Below are 26,652 nucleotides of genomic sequence, written 5' to 3'. Positions count from 1 at the left end.
ACTGATGGATAAAATATACGAATATTTGCCTCAAGAGTTGGTGTCATTTCTTTTAGTGACACTTTTCTCTTTATTTATAGGACTCTCACAGCGGCGCATCAGCCTGAAGAGAGAAGGAGAAACGACGCTCTTTGGCACCGATCGTACATTTACTTTCATCGGTATTCTGGGATACATTTTATATATACTCGATCCGCAAAGTATGAAACTCTTCATGGGTGGCGGATTGATATTGGGCATCCTGTTGGGCATTAACTATTATGTAAAGCAGGCGCAGTTTCATGTGTTCGGGGTTACTACCATTATTATTGCACTTATCACGTACTGTCTGGCACCTATCGTAATGACACAACCCTCGTGGTTTTACCTCACCATTGTGGTGGTAGTTTTATTGCTCACCGAGCTGAAACACACCTTCACCGAGATAGCCCAGCGTATGCAGAACGATGAGATGGTGACGCTGGCTAAGTTCTTGGCTATCAGTGGCATCATTCTCCCGATGGTTCCCAAAGAGAACATAATTCCGGAGATTAATCTGACGCCGTACACCATTTGGTTGACAACGGTAGTGGTTTCGGGAATCTCTTACTTATCTTATCTGCTGAAACGCTACGTTTTTCATGAGTCCGGCGTATTAGTGTCCGGTATCATTGGAGGAATGTATAGCAGTACGGCTACCATTTCGGTGCTTGCCCGTAAATGTAAAACCGCACGTCCCGGTGAACTGCCCGATTATGTGGCTGCTATGCTTGCCGCCGTCAGCGTAATGTTTATACGTTTTCTGATCCTGATATCTATCTTTAGCAAAGAGGTACTTGCTACTATCTACCCTTTCCTGTTGATTATGTCTTTAGCCAGTGCATTGGTGGCTCTGTTTATTCATATTCGTCAGCCCGACAAACATAAGGACAAGAGCGAAGCACCGGCAGAGGAAGATAATAGCAACCCGCTGGAGTTTAAAGTGGCCTTAATCTTTGCCGGCCTCTTTGTGGTGTTCACCGTAGTTACGCATTATACTATTGAATATGCCGGAACGGGTGGGTTAACTTTACTGTCTTTTCTGGCCGGCCTTAGCGATACGACTCCTTTTATATTGAACTTGCTGCAAAGCACAGAAACGGTTACTGTAGCCATCATAGCCGCAGGGGTTATGCAGGCCATCATTAGCAGCATTCTGGTGAATCTGGGGTATGCTTTCTTCTTTTCCGGTAAACGGAAGGAGCTCAGAAAGTGGCTGTTCGGTGGCTTTGGAGCAGTTATTGCTCTGAATTTTGTATTGCTGCTTTTCTTCTATTTCCTGATGTAAGGTAGGGGGAAAGGGGTGGTTTGTTCGCTTTAGTTTAATTTATTCCTTTGGATTTTCCCGATTTTAGACTGATTATTTGTTTGGATAATTATTTTTGCATAGCTTTGGTACATAAATGACTTAGGATGTATTACGCAAGAATTATCGACAATTATTTATCAGAGTGGGCGTCACGCGATACTCATAAGCCTGTTTTGCTACGTGGTGCACGCCAAGTAGGAAAGTCAACTGCAGTACGTCACCTTAGTGAGCAGTTTGAAAGTTATGTAGAGGTAAACTTCGAGAAACAACCAGAGTACAAAACCTTATTTCAAGGGAATCTTGAGGTTACACGGATAATTCCTCAAATGGCTGCAATGTGTGGTAAGTTCATTAAGGCAGGCAAAACACTCCTGTTTCTCGATGAGATACAGGCATGCCCTGAAGCGATCATGTCACTTCGTTTCTTTAAGGAAGATATGCCCGACCTTCATGTTATTGCTGCAGGTTCACTCTTAGAGTTTGCATTAGAAGAGTTACCTACTTTCGGCGTAGGACGCATTCATTCCATGTTTATGTCTCCTATGACATTTGATGAATTTCTTGAGGCTAATGGTGAACATTTACTCATGGAAGCTCGCAATCAGGCTTCACCTGACGTGCCAATACCAGAACCCCTCCATAACAAATTAGTGGATTTACTTCGTACTTATATGCTTATTGGAGGTATGCCTGAAGTTGTAAGCAAATGGGTTGATACACATGATTTTCTACAGTGTCAGGAAGTACAGGATGATATTATTGTAAGTTATGAAGATGATTTCCCCAAATACAAGAAAAGGGTTGATCCTACAGTTCTTCGTTTGACAATGCGTAGTGCCGCAGTTCAGGCAACAAAGAAATTTGTCTATTCTCAAGTTGGTGGAGGATATAAGACTGACGAGGTGAAAAAGGCTCTTGAAATGCTGATACTTGCAGGCATTCTCATTCCTGTCACACACACTGGTGCAAATGGACTTCCTCTTGGTGGTGAGGCTGACAATTCTTACCGGAAGATTTTACTCATTGATACCGGTTTGATGCTTCGCTTGCTTAATATGACAATTGGTGATGTCACACAAATCACGACACACATTCTCACAGCCAATGCTGCAGATTTAGTAAACAAAGGTCCAATGGCTGAACAGATAGCCGGCCTTGAGATACTACGTTATCAGAGTCCGAATATTCGTCATGATCTGTTCTATTGGCTACGCCAAGCCAAAAATTCGCAAGCTGAAATAGACTATCTTACAAGCCATAAGCAGAGTGTGGTACCTGTAGAAGTAAAGGCAGGGACACAAGGTGGAATGAAAAGTTTATGGTTGTTTATGCGTGAAAAGAAGCTCATGAAAGGCATTCGATGCTCATTAGAGAATTTTGGTGCTTTTGATTATATTGATAATGAAGCCAATGGTGCTGTTCGTCATGTATGTATCTGCCCGTTATATGCAATTTCGATGATGCATTCTTTTCTATAAAAATCACTACCTTTGTATCACTAACTATTAAATACTTATTTCTAAATGAAACAAAAAACTCTTTGGGCAGTTCTCTTATCTTCTGCTATGACCACCACAATGTGGGCGCAACAAGCCAATGGAGGAATCACTCCCGGTATGCTGAAACAAATTAAAGAATCGTATAAAGAAACTCCGGCCGATAAAGCCATCCGTAATGCTCTCAGCGGCACTACTATTAACAAATTGGCCACCAATGCCGATAATAAGAATAATGCGGATACTTACTTCTCTCACAAAGTGCCAAGCAAAGGTATTACCGACCAGAAATCTTCCGGCCGTTGTTGGTTGTTTACCGGGTTGAACGTATTCCGTGCCAAAGCAATTGCTAAGTATAACATGGGTGATTTTAAGTTCTCGGTAAATTACTCTTCTTTCTGGGATCAGTTGGAGAAATCAAACCTCTTCCTACAAGGAATCATCGACACCAAAGATAAACCGCTGGACGACCGGAAAGTAGAATGGCTGTTTAAAAATGCGCTGGGCGATGGCGGACAATTTACGGGAGTATTTGATATCCTAACCAAATATGGTGTTGTTCCTGCCGACGTAATGGTAGAAACTACCAGCAGCGAAAACACAGCCCGTATGTCTAACCTCCTAAGCCTCAAACTGAAAGAGTATGCCTTGCAATTGCGCGACGAAGCTGCCAAAGGAGCCAAAACAGCCGCTTTGGAAAAGAGCAAAACAGAAATGCTGTCTACCATTTACCGTATCTTGGTACTCAACCTTGGCGAACCTCCCACATCATTTACATGGACACGCAAAGATGCTAAAGGTAAGCCGGTAGAAACTAAGGAGTACACTCCTCAAAGCTTCTTCAAAGAATTTGTTGGCGGAGATATAGCTAATGACTATGTAATGCTGATGAACGACCCTGCGCGTGAGTTCTATAAATTATATGAGATTGATTTCGACCGTCACCGCTATGACGGAAAGAACTGGACATACGTTAATCTGCCGATAGAAGATATCAAAGCAATGGCCATTGCTTCCATCAAAGACAGCACTATGATGTATTTCTCTTGTGATGTAGGTAAGTTCTACGATGGTGAAAGAGGTCTGCTCGACTTGAACAACTACGATTACGAATCGCTGTTAGGAACCACCTTCGGCATGGATAAAAAACAACGCATTCAAACCTTTGCCAGCGGCTCCTCTCATGCCATGACTCTAATGGCTGTTGACCTCGACGCCAATGGAAAGCCTAAAAAGTGGATGGTAGAAAACAGTTGGGGTCCGGGAGCTAACAATGGTCACCTTATCATGACCGACGAATGGTTTAATGAATATATGTTCCGCTTAGTAGTAGACAAGAAGTATATCACCGAAAAAGTGAAGAGCGTACTCAAACAGAAACCTACTCAGCTACCGGCTTGGGACCCGATGTTTGCGAATGAGGAGTAAATTGTGACTTTCCTCCCCCTCACCACTACCTTCTTTCCCTCCGCCAGTGTGGTACCGAACAGGTAGCAATCTCCGCCATCTCCCAGTTTCAGGCGTTTGCGGATTTCGGCAGGGGATAGAGGAAAGTTACGTGTAGCTATATTGGCTTTCGTTATCCCCTCTTTCAGGGTCTTGTCTTTTAATGAGAAGCAACCTGTTACTTCGAAGCATCTGCCGGGGAAGTTTTCCTGGAGTGTGTCCGATGTATAAAGATGACTGTTGGGATGCAACTTCTTCAACTCATAAGCCGAAGCAATACTCTTGAAGGCTCCTGCCTTTAACAGAGAAGCATTAGGCTCATATAAGTAAATACCTACTTCGTTGGTATAAGTGCATGGCGCTGTCGATTCATTGTGTTGCGAAAAACTAAACTTCTGCATCTCGTTGTGGACGAAGTTGATGCAATGAATCGGCACGTTGTCTACTTTATCTCTCCGCACTATCAGCAGCAATTCTTTGCATTCGTTTTGCACGGAAACAATATGTACTTCGGCAGTATGGGGCAGACTTTGTAAGGCCAATGAGAGATCGAGCATGGGCGAAAGCTTAATCATCACTGTGTGTGCTTTCTCCAATAAAAGCTCTTCCAAGGCAGCTACATCCGGCTCGCAATCCGATACGGCAATGGTTTTACCACCATGTTCATTGCGGCGTGCAGGGTCTATAAAGATGTAATCTACCACCGGCATCTGCTTGAGGTAATCTACACTATCTTTATTATATACACGGATGTGGTTGAGGCCCAGAAGCGGAAAGTTATGTCCGGCTATATCGCATAGCTGCTCTTGCCTTTCGATATAAGAAACCTCTTTGAAGTGTACAGATAAGAATGCGCAATCGATACCAAAGCCCCCGGTAAGGTCTGCCAAAGAGTGCCCTTGCACAAGCGTGGATTTATAGCGTGCACTAATTTCCGACGAACACTGCTCTAACGAGAGGTGAACCGGATAAAGCAACCCTTCTATCCCATGCCACGAGGGTACTTTTTGCGCCATTGTTTGCTTGCCTGCTATCTGGGTGATGGCCATCGGCATATCTACTTCGGGATATTTCCTGGCTTGGAGTGCCAGCAGGCGAACATCCTCATGGGCATGTTCGCAGATGAAGCGTCGGGTTTCGGGAGAAATAGCAATCATCAGTCAATCACTTTAAAACGTTTTTTGGCTTCATCGCGGCTATACTTGTTGAAGTGCCACCATTCGCTGTTCAGTGCGCGGTATCCGGCTTTTCTCATTACCCGGCGCAGAAGCTCTCTGTTCTTTTTCTCTTCCGGGGTAATTATCTTGTTTCGTACCAACACATCTTCTTGGGTAATATGCGATTCGTAGCCCAAATGGTCGAATTCGGTACCCATTGGCAATGGCAGCCCCAGCGAATCGAGTATACTGACATCTACCGCCAAACCGTAGTTGTGAAGCCCTCCGCCACGTGCCGGGTTAGATACATAGATGCTTTTGGATGTTCCTTTTACCAGATTCCACATCTTGCGTTGGGCGCTCATGGGGCGTGTGGCATCATAAATCACCAGGTTGAAAGCCGGGTATTGTTCTTTCAGAAAACGTTGGGCAGCAACAAGGGCCTCTGCCGCATCGGGGTGCAGGTAGGCTTCTGTTAAGTCATCGTACAAAACCTCGCCGGTGAAGTTGTTGGCTGTGGCATATATAAGTTGTATGGCGATGGTACTGTCCAATTCGGCCACATTTACCAATCCCAACGAATCAAACCGAAGAGCAGTGTCGCTTTTCGGTTTGACGGGTTTTATATATGTGTTCTGCGCAAAACATACAGAACTAAACAAAGTTAATAGGGCTATGATGATACGCATACGTAAAGATTAGGGAATTGATTTCCTTATTTTTCATTTACTCTTCTAAATCTGGTGCTAAATTACAGAATAAAAGAGGAATAAAGGGTATGAAAAGGAGAATTATTACTGTATGATATAGGCATTTATTAAAACCATCTATCTCATTTGCTTTTTGTCGTGATTTCTTCAAACCTTTATTCTATGTAGCAATGATAAGCAAAAGAGTGGATAAAAAAGATTACTTCGAATAAAGTTTCCCTGTCTGAATCACCTTCTGTATAGTTCCATCCGGATTAAAATATAACTTATCCACACAAATAGATCTTAAATTTCCTCTACCCGATAAAACTGAATTATGATAGAAAGCATACCATTGTCCTTTGTACTCAACAACCGATCCATGACTGGTATCACAGCCGGTAGGATCTAAGTAAACACCCTGATATTTCCACGGTCCCAACGGACTTTTAGAAGTAGCATAATTCATACGATTGGCTCCTTTATCCCCTTCCCTATGGTTATCAGAGTAAGTGAGGTAATAAATTCCGTTTCTTTTAAATACCCAGGTAGCCTCATGGAAGTCTTTTAAGCTTTCCATAAAAGTGAGAGGTTCTGCCAATTCTATCATATTCTTTTTTAATTTGGCTCCGGCACATCTGCCGCCACCGCCATAATAGAAGTAGGCTTGTCCGTCATCATCCACAAATACACAAGGATCAATCATGGCATAATTGTCTTCTCCTAAATTCAGATAGCCTTGCACAGTAAAGTCACTGGCAGGTTTCTTGCTGGTGGCTATTCCTACTTTCCAGGTTTTGTTCCATTCGGTTCCGCTGGGATGGGGGAAGTAAAAGTAATAGGTACAAAAGAAAGAAGAAGCTACGGATACCCATCAGCAAAGGCCTTGGTTAAATACGAATTTACCGGTAGAAGAAAGAGTAGAACTCCTCCTGAGTGCTATGACCACCGAAGATAAAATGGAAATCATCCGCGAAGGTTGGGGCATGCCGGGATTGCCTCGTTTGGGAATTCCTCCGGTATTTAAGGTAGAAGCCATTCATGGTTTCTCTTACGGAGAAGGTGCCACCATGTTTCCACAGTCCATCGGTTTAGGAGCTACCTGGAATAAAGAACTGATAGAAAAGGTAGGCGAAGTGATAGCCGATGAAACCAAAGCAGCCAATGCGCAACAAGCCTGGTCGCCTGTACTGGATGTTGCCCAAGACCCCAGATGGGGACGCTGCGAAGAGACTTACGGAGAAGACCCGGTATTGGTCAGCCTGATAGGAGGTGCATGGATCAAAGGATATCAATCTAAAGGTTTATGGACAACTCCCAAACATTTTGGTATACACGGTGCGCCCCTGGGAGGTCGCGATTCTCATGATATCGGACTATCGGAACGCGAAATGCGAGAAATACATTTGGTTCCTTTCCGCGATGTGATTAAGAAGTACGATTGCCAATCCATCATGATGTCATACAATGACTATAAAGGAGTGCCTGTTGCCAAAAGCAAAGAACTTCTCTACAATATTTTGCGAGAAGAATGGGGATTCAGAGGTTTCATCGTAAGTGACTGCGGCGCTTTAGGAAACCTGACTGCCAAAAAGCATTATACTGCCAAAGATGCGATCGAAGCTGCCGAACAAGGGCTTGCAGCAGGTATTGCAACCAACTGCGGAAACACCTATAATAATAAGGATGTGATTAAAGCCGCTAAAGAAGGCAGACTGAATATTGAAGATATAGATAATGTATGCCGCAGCGTATTAAGTACACTATTCAGAGACGGTTCATTTGAACACAGTATTTCCAAACCGTTGGATTGGAAGAAAAAATATCCGGGGTGGGAAAGCCCCGAACATCTGGCTGTAGCCCGTAAAGCAGCAGAAGAGTCCATCGTATTGCTCGAAAATAAGAACAACATACTTCCTTTATCTAAATCTACGAGAACGATTGCCGTAATAGGCCCGGGAGCCGATAATCTTCAAGTAGGTGACTACTCGCAGAAAAAAGCAGGAGAACGCTCTACTTCTGTATTGAAAGGAATTCAAACAACAGCCGGAAAAAGCACACGCGTAGTTTACGAAAAGGGATGCGAGTTCTTTAATAAGGACTATTTCAACAAGGATGCTGCCATAAAAGCAGCCAAAAGCTCGGATGTAGTAGTGATGGTATTAGGAGATTGCTCCAATAGCGACGGCGCCAGCAAAGAAAATGTACAAACATCGGGAGAGAACCACGATCTTGCCACTTTAATATTGCCCGGATATCAGCAAGAATTATTAGAAGCGGTGTGTGCTACCGGAAAGCCTGTTGTATTAGTATTACAGGCGGGACGTCCTTATAACTTATCTTTCGCTTCGGAAAACTGTAAAGCCATTCTTGTGAATTGGTTACCCGGACAAGAGGGAGGAACTGCAACCGCCAACGTACTATTTGGAGATTATAACCCAGCAGGAAGATTACCTATGACTTTCCCACGCCACGTTGGACAAGTTCCGTTCTACTATAATTTCAAAACATCCGGTCGCCGCTATGAATATGTAGATATGGAATTCAAACCTCTTTATTCTTTCGGATACGGATTGAGCTATACTACTTTTGAATATTCCAACCTGAAAACCGATGTATTGAACAATGGCAATATCCAAATACAAGCCACAGTTAAGAATACCGGTACTCGCGCAGGAGATGAAGTTGCTCAGCTTTATGTAACCGATATGTATGCCAGCGTAAAAACACGTGTGATGGAATTAAAGAACTTCCAACGGATTCACCTGAAACCGGGAGAAGCAAAAACTGTTTCTTTCACCCTAACTCCTTATGAGATTTCCTTACTCAACGACAATATGGATCGGGTAGTAGAACCAGGTGAATTTAAAATCATGGTGGGAGGACAAAGCCCTTTATATGTTCCCAAAGATCGAATTAAAGACAGTGTAGGTTTTCTTGAAGCAAGCCAAGGGGTAAACGGAAAAATTAATTATGAACGTTCTTATAAAGCCAATTTTGAATTAGCTTATAAAGGCATGGCCGATAATTTGAAATACAACAAAAGAAAGATATTAGTTGAGGTTAAGAATACAGGATCAATAAATGACATAGGTAAAATCAACTTGTATGTAAATGGTGAAAAACAGGATATAGCTCATCATTTCGAACTGGATCCGGGACAATCAAAAACAATTGCTTTCGATGTCAACAAGGATCTTGATATCAAGAAGATTGTTTTCACGACTAAATACAGAAGCATTGAAAAAGAATTCTGATTATTTAGATAGGTAGAGTTTTTCAATAGGCCTCAAAAGGGTACGAATATATAGTATCTGTATAGGAGTACCCTTTTCTTTTTTAGTATATTGCAAAACAGAGTGAAGAAATTACAATAAACAAAATATTAATATACAGCACCATGAAAACAAAAAGACTTATCGGATGGGTTTTATGCTTCTATGCATTATCTGGTATAGCGCAAGAAGCATATAAAAATCCAAACCTGACCCCAGATGAAAGAGCCCGGGACTTATTAAACAGACTGACTTTGGAAGAGAAAGTCGGACAAATGTCGAATAATACCAGTGGCGTAAAACGTTTAGATATACGACCTTATGACTGGTGGAACGAAGCGTTGCACGGAGTGGCCAGAGCGGGAAAAGCCACTGTTTTTCCCCAAGCTATCGGATTGGCAGCCACTTTCGATGAGGAGGCTGTACACGAAACGTTTGATATGGTTTCGGATGAAGCACGTGCCAAATACCACGACTTTCAGCGAAAAGGAATGTATAATGGTTACAAGGGATTAACCTTCTGGACACCTAATGTGAATATTTTCAGAGATCCACGATGGGGAAGAGGGATGGAAACTTACGGAGAAGACCCTTATCTGACTACCCGAATGGGATTAGCCGTCGTAAAGGGCTTACAGGGAGACGGTACGCAGAAATATGATAAAACACATGCATGTGCCAAACATTATGCCGTACACAGTGGTCCGGAGTGGAACAGACACAGCTTTGATGCCAAGAATATTTCCGAAAGAGATTTATGGGAAACCTATTTACCTGCCTTTAAAGCACTGGTTCAGGAAGGAAAAGTAAAAGAAGTAATGTGTGCCTATAACCGCTTTGAAGGAGAACCGTGCTGCTCCAGCAAAGAATTACTAATCAGTATTCTTCGCGAAGAGTGGGGTTTCGACGATATTGTCGTTTCAGATTGTGGCGCTATCGGAGATTTTTACGGAAAAGATAAACATGAAACCCATATATCCGCAGCCTCGGCTTCGGCAGATGCTGTAATATCAAGTACGGATTTAGAGTGTGGAGGTTCTTATCGTTCGCTGCTCAATGCTGTTAAATTGGGAATGATTAGTGAAGAGCAAATCAATAAATCAGTATTCCGCTTGCTTCGGGCTCGCTTTCAATTGGGTATGTTCGATGAGGATAATCTGGTATCCTGGGCTTCTATTCCTTATTCGGTAGTAGAATCTCAAAAGCATAAGGACAAAGCACTTGAGATGGCTCGCAAAAGTATGGTTCTTTTAAGTAATAAACAACATACTTTGCCGCTTACAAAAAGCATCCGGAAAGTAGCCGTCATGGGTCCCAATGCAAATGATTCCGTCATGCTCTGGGCAAACTATAACGGCACACCTACCAAATCCGTCACGATACTGGAGGGCATACGCAATAAGCTACCCAAAGGAAGTGTGATTTATGAAAAAGGATGTGATTTCATTGATACACAGGTAGATTATAAAAGTATCGCCGAAAAGGTGAAAGATGCAGATGCCATTATATTTGTAGGAGGCATCAATGCTACCCTGGAAGGTGAAGAAATGGGTGTTAATTATCCCGGCTTCCGAAACGGAGACCGCACAGATATTGAACTTCCTCAAGTACAAAAGAATATGCTGAAAGCTTTACATGAAACCGGAAAGCCTGTTATTTTCGTACTATGCTCCGGCAGTTCCATGGCATTAACACAGGAGAATGAGTATGCAGATGCTATACTGGCAGCCTGGTATCCTGGTCAAGAGGGTGGTACAGCGGTAGCGGATGTGCTGTGGGGAGATTATAATCCAGCGGGACGATTGCCTATTACCTTTTATGCGTCTTCTTCGGACTTACCGGACTTTGAGGATTATAACATGCAGGAAGGTCGTACTTATCGGTATTTTAAAGGAAAGCCTCTTTATCCTTTCGGTCATGGGTTGAGCTATACGAATTTTGTTTATTCGAATGCTAAGCTAAGTCAAAAGAAGATCAAAGCGCATGATTCCGTATCGCTTCATTTCGATATTAAAAATGCAGGTAAAATGGAGGGAGACGAGGTTGTGCAGGTTTATATAAAGAATCTACAAAACCCGGAAGGACCGGTTAAATCACTTCGTCAATTTAAGCGTATCCATGCTAAAGCTGGGGAGAAAATTCCTGTAACTATAGAATTGCCTGCTTCTGCTTTTGAGTTCTTTAATCCGGAGATGCAACAGATGAATATCTGCCCCGGGAAATACGAGATCTTATATGGGGGAACATCAGAAGATAGTAAATTGAAGTCTGTTACATTGATAATTCAGACAAACTAATAGTTCATGGTTTTCCACGGCCGCAGCAAAGTTTTGTCACGGCCGTGGAAAAATCTTATTGCGGCCGCGTCAGAATCTCGTTACGGCCGTGGGAAAATCTTGTTACGGCCTCGACAAGATCTTGGCAGTAAAGCAATTACTGCTTCACTTCTTCACCAAATTATTAAACTCCTCTTTATAATCCTCATTCAGTAAATTCTTATAATCTTCGCTGAATTTATTATAGCATTGTAATGCTTTTCCCTTTTTATTTGAGTGATAAAGCCCGTAACACTTCAATCGGATTCCATCCTCGTCAAGCGTATCGTAAAGCAGGATGACATCTCCTATCTGAATCAATAATTCATAATCATTCTGTACTTCCGGTCTTTGAGATACTTTCAACAGAAACTCAATTAATGCACTGGAATATTCTGATTTATAGCTATCCAGCCACTCTGTATGTGTATTGGGCAAGAATAAGCCATGAGATACAATGCGAAGGAATTCACCAAAGAGTTTTTTATTAAAAACCGGCTCCGAATTGATCTTTGAGGAGATAGCAAGCATCACCTGATAATCGCAATACACATCTTTTCCTATGGATATAGACCAATATCTGCTATCGTCTATTATTTCAATATCCCCGATGGTTTGTAAGAGAGGGCGCAACCGACTTAAATTTACATTTCGGTTATTGCGTGCGCTGCTGTCATCTTTGTCGAACCAAAGAATATCTCTCAAACCCGCTGCGGTTATTCCCTTACCGTTTTTCAATGTAGAAAGTAACAGCAAGAGGAATAATGATTTTACAGTAGGAGAAAACTGCCGGGTGATGTCTTTTCCCTCTTTATTAATAACCTGAAAACCTCCTAATAAAATAATAGAAGAGGGAATTGTTTCTACAGAAACATCTTCATTCCAATCTATATCCAAAGGAAGTTGCCCGCGTTTATCTTCTTTTGTTTTACTCTCGTCTTCTTTTACCAACGAAACAGTATTGTGTTTCTTCCTCCTTATCACATAAATAGTTCCGCCCAGTATCAATAGTAGTACAAGAATGCCTGCTATTATCATTACACTATCACTCCCGGATGATTCTATTTGGGCTAAAATGTCTTCTTCTGCAAAAGGGCGATAAGCAATGGTATAAATATTAATATCGCTCAAACCTTCTGTTTCTTTGGTATGAGTGGTTACAGCCAGCAATTTCCCCAACTTAGGGCAAAGGAATAAATTACAGTATGATCTGACATCACTGAAAGTATAGGGAATAGTGGTTCCCACCAATCTCTCTTTGGGAGAATCCAGAGAAAACTCTCTGATTTGTATCCGGGTGTTATATAGCTTATTAATATAAGATAAAACATAGAATGCACCTCGTTCTTTATCAATGATCATTGAGTTGGAGTTGGTAAAATGTTCCTCTCCCGGTTCAAGCTTCTTTTCCCATCGTTTTTTTATTTCATTTGTATGAATATCAATCTCGTACAAATCATAATAGTTGTGGGGAGACTCTTCTTGTTTGCCCGATTCACTGCCATATCCTCCAAAGTAGAGTAGTTTACCATTTCCAAGGTATCCTGCACTACCCAAGTATCGGGGAGAGATGGATTTCGAAATATCTACCTCTTCCCATGTATGAGATATGAATGAGTATTTCATCATCACTCCTTTATATTGATGATAGCCATACCCTCCAAGAGTTACAATGACAGAATCCTCCGGTATATAAACTTTACTATGATGCCCAAATTCAAGTCTTTGGTTCTCATGGGTGAGACTGCTCCATGTTTTACTTTCCAGGTTAAAGTACAAAGGTTTATCATAACCAACGATATATGATACAAGCTGATTACGTTTCGGTTCATAGATCATTTGATCGCCCGAGTCAAAGGAAAAATCTCCCGGAATATCATTCATCTGTTTCAGTTCATCCGAATTCACATCATAAACAACTATTTTATTAGCTTGAACAATATAAAGTTTTTCCGAAATACTATCGAAAGCCAATTACGGATAGACCTCGAAAGTAAGCGTTTGCTTCTTTTCCCAGCAATAATGCCCATCTATCTCCCATTTAGGATGCTGCGCTAATGCTGCTAACTTTCTGTGAGCATCATAAGTTGTGTCTCCTGCATGTTTGTCTAAAGGCCAGAAAGCAGTCTCTTGCTCATCTTTATTAAAAATGCGAACATTCTTAATAGTCATCGGAGGAACATCGGTTGTAAAATAGTTAGCATCCTGATTGGTTCCGAAATAAAGATGTTGGGGAATAAACTTTCCGGTGGGGATATTCGTTGTTTTACTCAGCTCATTTAGGGATAAAGATATTGTACCGGAAGAGATTGAAACCCGAGCTTGATTCCAGGTATCAAAATCTAAACCAAGCATACCATCACTTTCATCTATTTGCAAAATTGATTTAGCCGAATAAATCAATGATAGTTTCTTTGTTTCTTTCAATTCGGAAATAACAAGATCCAGTGTAGTTCCTTTTTCTCCTAAAAGCCTGAATATGTATCCAAAATTATGATTCCCTTCTCGTATTTTAAAATCAAAACTCAAAGAAAAATTATTCGCAATTCCTTTTATTTTAGAAATTGGAATATGCAAAGAGGTTCTGTTCTCTTTATCTTGTTCGTAAGAGTAAAAATAAAGCCCTGAATTATAGCTTATTACCCCTTCTGCCTTGATAGTTATCGGATAAAAAGGAAGAAGATAATTAAAAGAAAGAAATGTATGTTGTTTTTCAATGGTTCAGAAGAATATGGGGTTCATCAGATTAAGTTTATAACAAAACGAATCAAATATGTTGATATTGCATTTCTCATACAATATTCGGAAAATTTCGGCAGATACACAAATTATTCAAAGAACATTTAGTGTTATATTTCTCATTACAATGAGGGTTATTGTCTTATTACATTAAAAATATTACCTTTGTCGCGAATCACTTTTTCATGAATATGACACGATACTGCCTTTGCTTATTCTTCCTATTCATTACAAAAAGCTTGTTTGCACAAGAGAATGTTTCTAACACATTCTTTTACTCGCAGGCTCAAACCGAGTTTTATCTTCCGCAATTCGACTTTTGTCTGCCTCTTCCTGCTCATGCCGGATATGAAGTTCCTCTGACCACAGGCAGAAACATCGCTCTCGAACAAGAAGAGAATACCTTCTATTATTTCGATCTTTCTTATTTATGGAAAGAGGCATTTGCATTTAAGTTCAGCTTATCAAAAGAGGATGAAAGCCATTGTTTGCAAATGTATATACTGCCCGGCGGCAGAGAAAGAGTACAGCAGGAAATTGATTACAACATCCGGAAGAAACCAGCAGAGAAATATAAACTTCTTCCTTCGTTTACCACCTCCTTTGGGAGATTTACCAATTATGAGGTATCTCTTGCCGATGGGCGCACGTTTCATTATTATATCGTTTCGCAAGGTGAAATCTCCTATCTTTTCTTATTACAGGGCAACATAAGTATAGAAGAGCAAGAAGCCTACAGACGTTTGATTAGGAATGCTAAAAGAAAAGCACAATCGTACAGAAAAGTAAGATACAACACTAAGGTTGAAAGCGGCAATTTTATCACTGCTTCTGCCACGCAGACAGCGCCAATCAAGTTGACAGATAAGTATGGTATATTATCTCAAAGTATGCTGTTCAACTGGGTTTCGTTAGGATTTAGTGTACAGATTCCGGCCGGGTTTCAATATCAGATAGCCGGGAAAATTACTTCGCAAGCCGATCATTCTATCAAAATACAGACAGAAGATAAGGCGGGTAATATTATGGGAAGCTACAATTCTTTCGGTAATGAGAGAATTACTGTGATGATTAATACGTATGGCAGAGACACTCACCTTGCCGAAGAATACATCCAGTCGCAAGTAGAAATAGCCAAACATTCCAAAGAAACGCAGATAGTAGTTGATGGAGTATTAACCCCGGCTACTTACTTCGGCAGTAAAGATACAGGTACATTGAGCTTCATCTTAACTCATAAAGGGTTGCAACATCTTTTCTCTATTCAGGGAATAAATAGTAAAAGTCTGCCTCTGGCGGAACAAATTATATCCGGCATTAAGCAAGATAATAATATACCGAGTTATGCCAAAAGGAGTTTTGTGCCCATCGCCCCTCTTTTAAATCTGGAGGATATAGAACCTGTGGAGTTGGATGCGCCATTGCTCTTCTCCGATGCTTTTCCCACCAAATGGTTCGAATGTAATCTGGTTGATTTAGGAATGAGGCTTCAACTACCGGGAGCACACACTGATTATCGCTATTATTTCCGTGGAGGAGCAGAGAACAAGATTCAACCAAACGGAGTCATTTCCGGTAGACCGGCAGATAATCTTCCTAATCAATTATCCATCTATCGTTATCAAACTCCGGCTTATACTTCTTGTCATATCATTGCCAAGAAGAGTCCGGTATCTTTAGTTGAATATACCAAAGAGCTGAAAAGGAATTATCTGAACTACACCAAAATGGAGGTTGTGTATGCCGGCATCAATCGGATGAATGGAATTGATTGGTCTGTATTATTCTACAAAACGGGGCAGAATCAATACATTGGTACTTTGAGCGCGTTCAGGGGAGATTATGAGATACAGTTAAGTATCAACCATGAAGGTACGGAAGAAGCTGCATTAAAAAAGGCAGCATTTATGAAAACTGTTTGGTTTAAACTTCTTCCGAATCTTCTTCATATTTCCAAAACTCAAAACGCCAATGCAGTCCGGTTCCCTCCGGAATAACAGTAGTACACCGATTTGCTCTTAGAGGAGGTGGATTTAATGGATCTGGTGCCGGATCGACGAACAAAATGTTCGCATACATATTCCATCCTTTTTTAAAGTCGGCTGAATAAGTATAAGATTTGTTACTGCCTGACAACGTAAATCCTCGATCAGCATAGTGATAATATATGTATATCTTTTCACCCACACTAAAATCTTGCCAATCGGTAAGATAGATTCTACCTACAGCAAAGTCATCTTTATAAGCTATAATATCTCCTAATTCGGCTACTCTTGCATCTGGATTGCTTGCAAGAGAAGAAATAGGCCAACAAGCACAGTAGTCACTATCGGAAGAACGCAACACTCTCATTAATTTACTTGAAGAGGGAGCTGAAAGCAATAAAGTAATGGGCTCCCCTTGTATGTATGGAGCTTCTACTACATCTATTACATCCCAGCAATCTCCCTTAATTTCCACTCTCACTTTATTAAAGGATACATAATCCGGTATACCTACAATATCTGCTATTTGTATTTCGGTAACTCCAGTTTCTTCCTCTTGCGGATCCGGAAGCCTTTTATCATCATCTTTACATCCAGATAGCATCAAAAAACTCGCCATCAGTAAAGTAGATAATAAAGACTTCATAAAAATGACTCTGCGTTGAATCATACCTACGCTATTTAAAGGTTTTAACTCTTATTCGCCCGCTTGCGTTCATTTTCATCCAACAGGATTTTACGCATACGCATGTTTTTGGGTGTCACCTCTACATATTCATCTTCTTTAATATATTCCAAAGCCTCCTCTAAAGAGAACTGTACGGGAGGTATCAAGCGTGCTTTATCATCGGCACCGGAAGCGCGCATATTGGTTAGCTTCTTCGATTTGGTTACATTCACTACCAAGTCTTTATCGTGCGAATGTTCTCCTACTACCTGGCCGGCATATACTTCATCTTGCGGGAAGATAAAGAAGCGTCCGCGATCCTGCAATTTATCAATGGCATACGCATAAGCCGTACCGGATTCCATGGCTATAATAGATCCGTTTACACGGCGTTCTATCTCACCCTTATAAGGTTGATATTCTTTAAAACGATGTGCCATAATAGCTTCACCGGCAGAGGCAGTCAATACGTTGGTACGTAGACCGATGATACCACGAGAAGGAATCATAAATTCCATATTAATACGCTCACCTGTATTCTCCATCATCATCATCTCTCCCTTGCGACGGGTTACCATGTCGATAATTTTACTCGAATATTCTTCGGGCACGTTGATGGTGAGTTCTTCAACCGGCTCGCACTTTGTGCCATCTATTTCTTTGTAGATTACCTGAGGCTGGCCTACTTGCAATTCATACCCTTCGCGTCTCATGGTTTCGATCAATACAGACAAGTGCAATACACCACGTCCGTAAACCAGCCATTTATCATCATCATCGTTCTTAACCACTCGAAGTGCCAAATTCTTATCCAGCTCTTTCGTTAAGCGATCATGTATGTGGCGGGAAGTAACAAATTTACCATCCTTGCCAAAGAAAGGCGAATCATTGATGGCAAAAAGCATACTCATGGTAGGCTCGTCGATAGCTATGGTAGGCAATGGTTCGGGATTCTCAAAATCACAGATGGTATCTCCGATTTCAAATCCTTCAATACCAATTAAGGCACAGATATCTCCCGAAGAAACTTCGGCTGTCTTCACGCGACCCAAGCCTTCGAATACATCTACTTCTTTTATTTTAGATTTTACGATGCTGCCATCTCTCTTGGCAAGAGAAACATTCATTCCTTCTTTCAAACTGCCGCGATGTACACGCCCCACAGCAATACGCCCTGTATAAGAAGAATAATCCAGCGAAGTAATCAGCATTTGAGGAGTACCCTCCAAGTGTTCGGGGGCGGGAATGTTTTCGACGATGCAATCCAACAGAGGTGCTATGCTGTCGGTTGGTTGTTTCCAGTCGGTGCTCATCCAGCCATTCTTGGCAGAACCGTAAATAGCGGGAAAGTCGAGCTGTTCTTCGGTAGCATCCAGGCTGAACATTAAATCGAATACCATTTCATGTACTTCGTCCGGACGGCAGTTGGGTTTATCTACTTTATTCACCACAACAATGGGTTTCAGTCCTATTTCCAGTGCCTTTTGCAATACGAAACGGGTTTGAGGCATGGGACCTTCAAAAGCATCTACCAAGAGGATACATCCGTCGGCCATGTTCAATACGCGTTCTACTTCACCTCCAAAGTCGCTGTGCCCCGGAGTATCTATAATATTGATTTTAGTTCCTTTGTAATTAATGGAAACGTTTTTAGAGAGAATTGTAATTCCTCGCTCACGTTCCAAGTCATTGTTATCCAGAATTAATTCACTGCCGGCTTGATTCTCACGAAACAAATGTCCGGCTAAAAGCATTTTATCTACAAGAGTTGTTTTCCCATGGTCAACATGGGCAATAATTGCAATGTTTCTAATATTTTGCATATAATACCTATTAAATTGGGGGCAAAGGTACGCATAAGTTGAGAGTTGAGAGTTGAGAGTTGAAAGTTTAAATGCACTCGCTTGTTAATAAAAGCTAAATAACTCACAATTTAAGGAAATAACTCTCAACTCTCAACTCTCAACTCTCAACTATTATCTATCTTTGCAGCCTCAAATAGACATTATTTTATTTATTTAAACAGCTAAGAATTATGTATTTAGATTCAGCTAAGAAAAAAGAAATCTTTGAAAAGTACGGAAAGTCTAACACTGATACTGGCTCACCAGAAGCGCAGATAGCATTGTTTTCATACCGTATTTCTCACCTGACTGAGCACCTTAAGCTCAACAGAAAAGATTATAGCACTGAAAGATCTTTAACTATGTTGGTAGGTAAACGTCGTCGTTTATTGAACTACCTGAAAGACAATGATATCACAAGATATCGTGCCATCATTAAAGAACTTGGATTAAGAAAGTAAGCAATTACTTTTTAGCGAAAGAAATGAAGAGGAGGTGTTCAATTGAATATCTCCTTTTTTTTATCTATTTTTGTTTCTATGAAAACACATCTCATTGGCATAAGCCTCATTTTTATCTTTATATCCGGGGCATCTGCTTCCGGCAAGGATATTTACAAGGATTTAGACGAAGCATTAAACAAACAAGAGATCTTTCTTCATGCCAAACAAACAGCCATCAACGATTTAAAAGATAAACTAACTAATCATACCACCCATGAGGAACGATTTGCAATCTACAGCCAATTGCATGAAGAATATCAATCTTTCATTTTAGATTCTGCGTTTACCTATATCACCCACTGTGTGGACCTGGCAGAGCAGTTGAAAGACTCGACCAAGATAATCAGTTCCTATATTCATCTGGGCAATCTTTATACTTTCTCGGGGTTATATACGGAAGCATTGCAAATATTTAACCTTCTTACTCCCCAAAAAATGGATGCTCCCGAAAGATTGCGTTATTACCACCTCGCTATGACGCTTTATGAGCATCTTAGCAGATTCTCTTTCAATCAGGAAATTGCTGCCAACTATATGGAAAAGCGGAATAGCTGGAGAGACAGCATCCTCATTTATTCGGAAGATAAAATGCTGCTCGCCGATCAATTTGTAGAGAAGGGAGACTACAATTCCGGTATCAAACTCATGGAAGGACTAATCCCCGAAGGCTCGTTGAAACGGGAGTCAGCTCTTCACTATCACAAGCTTTCGCAGATTTACAAGAAGCAGAACAATCAGCAACAAGAGAAAAAATACCTGATACTGTCTGCCACCACCGATATAACTAACTCTATCAAAGAATATATTGCCCTGTATGAGCTTGCCTTTCTTTCGTATGAGGAGGGAGATATCGACCGCGCCTACCGCTACATTCACCAATGCATTGATGATGCTAATTTCTGTAATGCTCAATTGCGCACCTTAGAAATCTCCAGAATGTTACCACTAATTGATGCTGCTTACAAAGAAAAAGAGAACAGACACAGGGAACAGATTAAATACTCCTTATGGTTTATCACCCTATTATCTATCTTGTTATTACTCAGTTTAATCTATGTATATAAACAAGTAAAGAAATTACGGGCATCTCGCCAAAAACAACATGAGATTAATGCCCGCCTCAAGGAGATGAACTACGAACAACAAAAGCTAAATGATGAACTAAAGGTTTTAAATGATAGTCTGAAAACTTCTCACTCGAAGCAACTGAGCCTTAACCAAAATCTTTCGGAGGCAAACCGGGTGAAGGAGGAATACATTACCCGCTTCCTAAACCTGTGTGCTACCTATCTCACCAAAATGGAAAATTACCGCAAGCAATTAAACCAAATTGCAGCAACCCATAAAGTAGAAGATTTGTATAAAGAACTTAAATCAAAGCGTTTCATTCAGGAGGAAATTGATAACTTCTATAAAACATTCGATAATTCTTTTCTTCATCTCTACCCTAACTTTGTGGAGAAATTCAACGAATTACTTTACCCCGACGAACGAGTAAGCCTAAAACCGGATGAACGATTAAATACCGAACTCAGGGTGTATGCTTTATTACGTCTGGGCATTACCGATAGCGGATGCATGGCGGACTTTCTACGTTATTCGGCTTCAACCATTTATAATTGCCGAACCAAGATGAGAAACAAAGCCATTAATCGAGATTCGTTTGAGTATGATGTAATGAGGATTGGGTAACACCACGCAGTGGCAGTTTGCAAAAACTCCCATCTCCGTTACATCTACTATTTAGCTCATTTCAACCAGCCTTATCTACTTATTAATCAACGCATTTCCGTTTTTAACAATCTACTATTCACCTATTTCCCTTTGGCTTCCTTTTTAAAAGACTCTTAATTTGCAATATCTCACTTTGAAGAAAAAGATTAAACATTTTAAGAGCCATGAAAAAACATTTTATCCCATTCATCTTATTGGTTTGCTTGCCTATATGGATAAATGCGCAAGAGCTATTATCTCCCGACGGCAACTTTCGAATGAAGTTCTATCTGGACACTCACGGTGCACCTGTATACGAACTATCCTATAAAGGAAAAGAAGTTATTAAACCGAGTAAGCTCGGACTGGAACTCAAAAAAGAAGATGCTGATGCGGCAGTCGACTTCGAATTTAAGAAAAGAAAAGATATTGAAAGTCTCGATAAAAAGACGAACCTATACAATGGGTTTCGTATAGAAAAAACGATTCCTTCTTCTTTTGATGAAACCTGGACACCCGTATGGGGAGAAGAAAGCGCCATACGCAATCATTATAATGAACTAAAGGTTGTATTGAACCAACCCACAAACGAGCGGAGCATCACCATCGCTTTCCGTCTTTTCGATTCCGGGCTCGCCTTTCGTTATGAATTTCCGGCACAACCAAACTTAAACTACTTTGTGATCAAAGAAGAACGCTCTCAATTTGCCATGGCTGGAGATCATACTACTTTCTGGTTACCGGGTGATTACGATACACAGGAGTACGATTACACCACCTCGCGCCTAACAGAAATCAGAGGATTGATGAAGCAAGCTGTAACCCCTAACTCCTCGCAAACCCCTTTCTCCATGACAGGCGTACAAACTGCTTTAATGATGAAATCGGACGACGGTTTATACATCAACCTACATGAAGCAGCACTGGTAGATTACTCCTGCATGAGTCTCAACTTAGACGATAAGAACCTCATCTTTGAATCTTGGTTAACCCCCGATGCAAAAGGAGATAAAGGATATATGCAAACCCCTTGTACTTCTCCTTGGCGTACCATTATGGCAAGCGATGATGCACGAGACATCCTTGCATCCAGAATGACTTTAAACCTGAACGAACCTTGCAAAATAGAAGATACCTCTTGGATTAAACCCGTAAAATACATCGGTGTATGGTGGGATATGATTACCAACAAAGGAAGCTGGGCATATACCGACGAGGTAAGCAGCGTAAAGCTGGGTATTACAGATTATACCCAAACCAAGCCTAACGGGAAACATTCTGCCAACACCGCCAACGTAAAACGCTACATTGACTTTGCCGCTGCCAACGGATTCGACGCCGTATTGGTTGAAGGATGGAACGAAGGTTGGGAAGATTGGTTCGGAAAAAGCAAAGATTATGTATTCGACTTTGTAACTCCTTACCCCGACTTCGACGTAAAAGAACTGAATGCTTACGCTACAAGCAAAAATGTAAAATTGATGATGCACCATGAAACTTCTGCCTCCGTTCGCAACTACGAACGTCATATAGATAAGGCTTATCAGTTTATGGTAGACAATGGTTACAACTCGGTAAAGAGTGGCTATGTAGGAGATATCATTCCCAGAGGCGAACACCATTACGGACAGTGGATGGTAGATCATTACCTTTATGCCGTAAAGAAAGCAGCCGACTATAAAATCATGGTCAATGCACACGAAGCCGTTCGCCCTACAGGTATATGCCGTACTTACCCGAACCTGATTGGTAACGAATCAGCCAGAGGTACAGAATACGAATCTTTTGGAGGAAACAATGTAAACCATACTACCATCCTACCCTTTACACGCTTAATTGGTGGACCGATGGATTACACACCGGGTATCTTCGAAACACATATCAGCAAGATGAATCCGAATAACCATTCGCAAGTTCGCTCCACACTGGCACGTCAGTTGGCTTTGTATGTAACGATGTATAGTCCGCTACAAATGGCTGCTGATATTCCCGAACATTATGAGCAATTCCCCGATGCCTTCCAATTCATCAAAGATGTAGCATTAGATTGGGATAAATCTATCTACCTCGAAGCAGAACCGGGAGATTACCTTACCATTGCCCGCAAAGAAAAAGGAACGGATAATTGGTTCATCGGTTGCACAGCCGACGAGAACGGGCACACATCCAAACTTACATTTGACTTCCTTACCCCGGGTAAGAAATACGAAGCCGATATTTATGCCGATGCCAAAGACGCTGATTGGAAAAATAACCCACAAGCCTATACCATCACACATAAAAAGATAACAAATAAAAGTAAGCTTACGCTTCAGGCAGCGAGTGGCGGAGGATACGCCATTACTATCAAAGAAATTAAATAAAGGATTAGTTTTTATAAGGTAAAAAGATTGCAGGATATTTTCATTCATTAAAAAGATCGTTAACTTTAATAATTATAAAGGTATGAAAAAGAACACTCATGTAATAAAAAGCAGAAGCCTTTTATGCTGGTTGGTAGGAATGCTCTTACCGTTACAGCTTTTTGCACAACAAAATTTAGTGCAGGGCATCGTTAAAGATGCTACCGGCGAAGCAGTAATTGGCGCCAACGTACTGGTAAAGAACACTACCCGGGGTACAATTACCGATTTCGACGGAAAATTCAAGTTGGAGGCTAAAGAAGGAGAAATACTCGAAATCTCTTTTATTGGTTATAAAACAATTGAAATTCCTGCCACCCGCCAAATGAACATCACTCTGAAAGATGATACTCAATTACTGGATGATGTAGTAATTATTGGCTATGGATCGGTTAAAAAAGAAGACCTTAGCGGTTCGGTAGTAGCTATCAAAGCCGAGGAGATGAACCGAGGAGCTGTTACTTCGCCACAGGAGTTGATACAAGGAAAAATACCCGGACTACATATACAGGCAGGTGATGGTCAGCCGGGAGCCGGAGCAACTATTCGTATTCGTGGAGGTGCTTCTTTAAGAGCTACCAATGATCCGCTTATTGTGATAGACGGTATCCCTATTTCTAATGATGCCGCACCGGGTACTCCCAATGCATTGGCTACCATCAACCCCAATGATATTGAAACCTTCACTGTATTGAAAGATGCTTCGGCAACAGCTATTTATGGTTCGAGGGCATCGAATGGGGTGATTATTATTACCACTAAAAAAGGTACAAATACAGGGGTAAAGGTTAGTTATACAGGTACATTTACCATGAAAGACCCTTATAAACGCATCGAAACATTATCTGCCAATCAATTTAGAGAGGTTATCAATAACCAATACTCCGACGGATCGGCGGCCGGTGATGCCGCGCTTGCCATCGTAAACCAATACCCCGATCAATCTACAGATTGGCAAGATGCTATCTATCAGACAGGATTAAGCACCGACCAAAACATCAGTGTATCCGGCAAAGCAGGTGTCCTTCCTTTCCGTGTATCATTAGGATATAACAACGAAAAAGGTACAATAAAGACATCTAAATATAACAGATATACCGCTTCGGTGAATCTTAATCCTAAATTCTTCGACAATCATTTAGCTGTCGATATCAATGTAAAAGGTACCATCAACAAAACAAGGTACACAGATGATAATGTAGCAAATACCGCCGCATTCTTCGATCCTACCAAACCAATTTACGATGAAGAAACCGGGTTTAATGGTTATTGGAACTGGGTTACAGGTGGGCTACCGAGTACCTTGTCGGCAGTGAATCCGCTCTCAATGTTATACGATAAAAACAATAAAGGTACTACCAAAAGAAGTTTGGGAAATATTCAGCTAAACTACAAAATCCACGGATTGGAAGACCTGAATGTTAACCTGAACGTAGGTTACGATGTTTCGAAAGCAACGGGAAGCGATTTTGCAAATCTCGGCTCCTTCCAAGCTGCTAAAGATAGCGACTTCAAAGATTTGGGTCAAGGCAAAACATGGAATAACCTGCGTCGCAATCATCTTCTCGACTTTTATCTTAACTACGAGAAAGAATTGCCAACTATTAAAAGTAGAATCAATGTAATGGGAGGTTATTCCTGGCAGCATTTCTACTTTAGCGACTTTGATTATTACACATCCAATAGCACTGATGGAGGACTCTCTGTGAAGGAAGACACATGGGAATATATCGAAGACGAACATCATTATGCCAAAGTAAATCAGCAAACTAAGCTAAAAGAAAAGTACTTGGTTTCTTTCTTCGGACGTTTGAATTATCATTTTATGGAGCGCTATTTACTGACTGCTACCATTCGTCGGGATGGATCATCCAACTTCACAAAAGATAATCGTTGGGGGATGTTCCCATCGGTTGCAGCGGCATGGACGCTTCTTAATGAATCATTTATGGAGAGTACAAAAGAAGTTCTTTCCAATCTGAAATTACGGGTAGGATATGGAATCACCGGACAACAAGAATTTGACGATTATTACTTGCACCTTACCACCTATTCATTAGGAAATAATCCGAATGGGCAATATTTAGGAACCTACTTATTAAAACCAAACAAGTATAATCAGGATCTTAAATGGGAAGAAACAGCTACTTATAATATAGGTTTAGATTACGGTTTCCTCAATAACCGTATTTCCGGTAGCGTTGAATACTATTGGAAGCATACCAAAGATTTACTCAGTTCTGTTAGCACTGCCGCAGGTACTAATTTCTCCAACATCTATACAGCTAACATTGGAGAGATGAAAAACAAAGGTCTTGAGTTCAATGTAGAAGCTACTGCCATACAAAGCAAAAACTTTACCTGGAAAGTTGGTTACAATGTTACCTTCAACGATAGCGAAATTACCAAACTTACCGCGAGCTATAATCCGGATTATCCGGGTCTTGGTGCCGGAAGCGCCAACTACGGAAGTAACGCAACTACAATTCAAAAGCATCAGGTGGGCGAACTACCAAGTACATTCTGGCTCTATCAACAAGTATATGATGCTAATGGAAAGCCCATTCAGAATGCATTTGTAGATCGCAATAATGACGGAGTTATTACCGAAGCAGACCGTTACTTCACCGGCAAAAACCCGATGGCCAAAACCTTTATGGGATTCAGTTCTCAACTAATCTATAAGAATTGGGATTTAGGTTTTAACCTACGCGCCAGCCTCGGTAATTATGTGTACAATGCACTGGAAGCGGATAACTGTACGACCGACAGTTTTGGTAATCAAGGTATTATCAGCAATTACTACAAAGGTATTTACAGAACCGGATTTACCAAAAGCAGTCGTACCGAACAAAGAGCCAGCGACTTGTTTCTCGAAAATGCATCTTTCCTGAAGATGGATAATATCACTCTGGGGTATTCATTCGATAAACTGTTCTCGCAAAAGATTTCAGGAAGAATCAGCGCCTCTGTACAGAATGTATTTACAATCACCAATTATTCAGGACTCGACCCGGAATGTTCGGCTATCGACCAGAACACCTATCCACGTCCTCGTATTTTTACACTTGGATTAAATCTGAACTTCTAAAAC

General features: G+C 41.1%; 15 protein-coding genes and 2 pseudogenes. 10 read left to right on the top strand and 7 right to left on the bottom strand.

Features of this window, described 5'->3' with window-relative positions; all coding sequences use genetic code 11:
* Positions 1-4: 4 nt before the first annotated feature.
* The 3 genes from D0T60_RS00340 (at position 5) to D0T60_RS00330 (ending at position 4,251) form a co-directional block, all read left to right on the top strand.
* Positions 5-1,306, top strand: coding sequence for a DUF4010 domain-containing protein (locus D0T60_RS00340; protein ID WP_163216093.1), 1,302 nt, complete (start codon positions 5-7; stop codon positions 1,304-1,306).
* 125 nt (positions 1,307-1,431) lie between these two features.
* Positions 1,432-2,805: an ATP-binding protein gene (locus D0T60_RS00335; RefSeq protein ID WP_163216090.1), complete on the top strand. Its 1,374-nt coding sequence runs from the start codon at positions 1,432-1,434 to the stop codon at positions 2,803-2,805.
* Between the two features lie 45 nt (positions 2,806-2,850).
* Positions 2,851-4,251 carry a C1 family peptidase gene (locus D0T60_RS00330; RefSeq protein ID WP_163216087.1) on the top strand — a complete coding sequence of 467 codons (1,401 nt, stop codon included), beginning with the start codon at positions 2,851-2,853 and terminating at the stop codon, positions 4,249-4,251.
* On the opposite strand, the gene D0T60_RS00325 is transcribed toward D0T60_RS00330, so the two are convergent.
* The 3 genes and pseudogenes from D0T60_RS00325 to D0T60_RS00315 form a co-directional block, all read right to left on the bottom strand.
* The gene (locus D0T60_RS00325) at positions 4,209-5,426 is read right to left on the bottom strand and encodes a class I SAM-dependent methyltransferase (RefSeq protein ID WP_163216084.1); all 1,218 of its coding nucleotides are present in this window, start codon (positions 5,424-5,426) and stop codon (positions 4,209-4,211) included. The two genes, D0T60_RS00330 and D0T60_RS00325, sit on opposite strands and share 43 nt — an antisense overlap.
* Complete coding sequence (locus D0T60_RS00320; protein WP_163216081.1) at positions 5,426-6,115, bottom strand: M15 family metallopeptidase; 690 nt, start codon at positions 6,113-6,115, stop codon at positions 5,426-5,428. The genes D0T60_RS00325 and D0T60_RS00320 overlap by 1 nt, the downstream gene beginning before the upstream one ends.
* 220 nt (positions 6,116-6,335) lie before the next feature.
* A pseudogene (locus tag D0T60_RS00315) lies at positions 6,336-6,959 on the bottom strand (family 43 glycosylhydrolase); the annotation flags it as partial.
* A gap of 37 nt (positions 6,960-6,996) precedes the next feature.
* Between D0T60_RS00315 and D0T60_RS00310 the strand changes: the two are divergent.
* Both D0T60_RS00310 and D0T60_RS00305 read left to right on the top strand, forming a co-directional pair.
* Positions 6,997-9,372 (top strand): annotated as a pseudogene (locus D0T60_RS00310) (glycoside hydrolase family 3 C-terminal domain-containing protein); the annotation flags it as partial.
* A 143-nt stretch (positions 9,373-9,515) separates the two neighbouring features.
* A complete protein-coding gene (locus tag D0T60_RS00305) occupies positions 9,516-11,687 on the top strand; it encodes a glycoside hydrolase family 3 C-terminal domain-containing protein (protein WP_163216074.1) in 2,172 nt (723 codons plus the stop codon).
* Between the two features lie 144 nt (positions 11,688-11,831).
* Here D0T60_RS00305 and D0T60_RS00300 read toward each other — a convergent pair whose 3' ends face one another.
* Together D0T60_RS00300 and D0T60_RS00295 are read right to left on the bottom strand one after the other, a co-directional pair.
* Positions 11,832-13,613: a hypothetical protein gene (locus D0T60_RS00300; RefSeq protein WP_163216072.1), complete on the bottom strand. Its 1,782-nt coding sequence runs from the start codon at positions 13,611-13,613 to the stop codon at positions 11,832-11,834.
* Positions 13,614-13,679: 66 nt separating this feature from the next.
* Positions 13,680-14,234, bottom strand: a complete 555-nt coding sequence (locus tag D0T60_RS00295) for a hypothetical protein (protein WP_163216070.1) — start codon at positions 14,232-14,234, stop codon at positions 13,680-13,682.
* Positions 14,235-14,635: 401 nt separating this feature from the next.
* On the opposite strand from D0T60_RS00295, the gene D0T60_RS00290 reads away from it, so the two are divergent.
* Positions 14,636-16,441 (top strand): hypothetical protein, encoded by a 1,806-nt coding sequence (locus D0T60_RS00290; RefSeq protein ID WP_163216068.1) that lies wholly within the window; start codon positions 14,636-14,638, stop codon positions 16,439-16,441.
* Here D0T60_RS00290 and D0T60_RS00285 read toward each other — a convergent pair.
* Positions 16,368-17,099 (bottom strand): hypothetical protein, encoded by a 732-nt coding sequence (locus tag D0T60_RS00285; protein ID WP_163216066.1) that lies wholly within the window; start codon positions 17,097-17,099, stop codon positions 16,368-16,370. The two genes, D0T60_RS00290 and D0T60_RS00285, sit on opposite strands and share 74 nt — an antisense overlap.
* A 20-nt stretch (positions 17,100-17,119) precedes the next feature.
* Complete coding sequence (gene typA, locus D0T60_RS00280) at positions 17,120-18,919, bottom strand: translational GTPase TypA (RefSeq protein ID WP_163216064.1); 1,800 nt, start codon at positions 18,917-18,919, stop codon at positions 17,120-17,122.
* A gap of 212 nt (positions 18,920-19,131) precedes the next feature.
* On the opposite strand from typA, the gene rpsO reads away from it, so the two are divergent.
* The 4 genes from rpsO (at position 19,132) to D0T60_RS00260 (ending at position 26,649) form a co-directional block, all read left to right on the top strand.
* On the top strand, positions 19,132-19,401 hold the full coding sequence (gene rpsO / locus D0T60_RS00275) for a 30S ribosomal protein S15 (protein WP_163216062.1): 270 nt from the start codon (positions 19,132-19,134) through the stop codon (positions 19,399-19,401).
* Between the two features lie 78 nt (positions 19,402-19,479).
* The gene (locus D0T60_RS00270; protein WP_163216060.1) at positions 19,480-21,135 is read left to right on the top strand and encodes a DUF6377 domain-containing protein; all 1,656 of its coding nucleotides are present in this window, start codon (positions 19,480-19,482) and stop codon (positions 21,133-21,135) included.
* Between the two features lie 206 nt (positions 21,136-21,341).
* On the top strand, positions 21,342-23,519 hold the full coding sequence (locus D0T60_RS00265) for a glycoside hydrolase family 97 protein (protein WP_163216057.1): 2,178 nt from the start codon (positions 21,342-21,344) through the stop codon (positions 23,517-23,519).
* A gap of 82 nt (positions 23,520-23,601) precedes the next feature.
* A complete protein-coding gene (locus D0T60_RS00260) occupies positions 23,602-26,649 on the top strand; it encodes a TonB-dependent receptor (protein WP_163216054.1) in 3,048 nt (1,015 codons plus the stop codon).
* The last annotated feature ends 3 nt before the right edge of the window (positions 26,650-26,652 follow it).

The sequence above is a fragment of the Bacteroides sp. 224 genome (assembly GCF_010500995.1).
Lineage (GTDB): Bacteria > Bacteroidota > Bacteroidia > Bacteroidales > Bacteroidaceae > Bacteroides.
The sequence above is the reverse complement of the archived record's forward strand: the minus strand, read 5'-3'. Positions and strand labels throughout refer to the sequence as shown.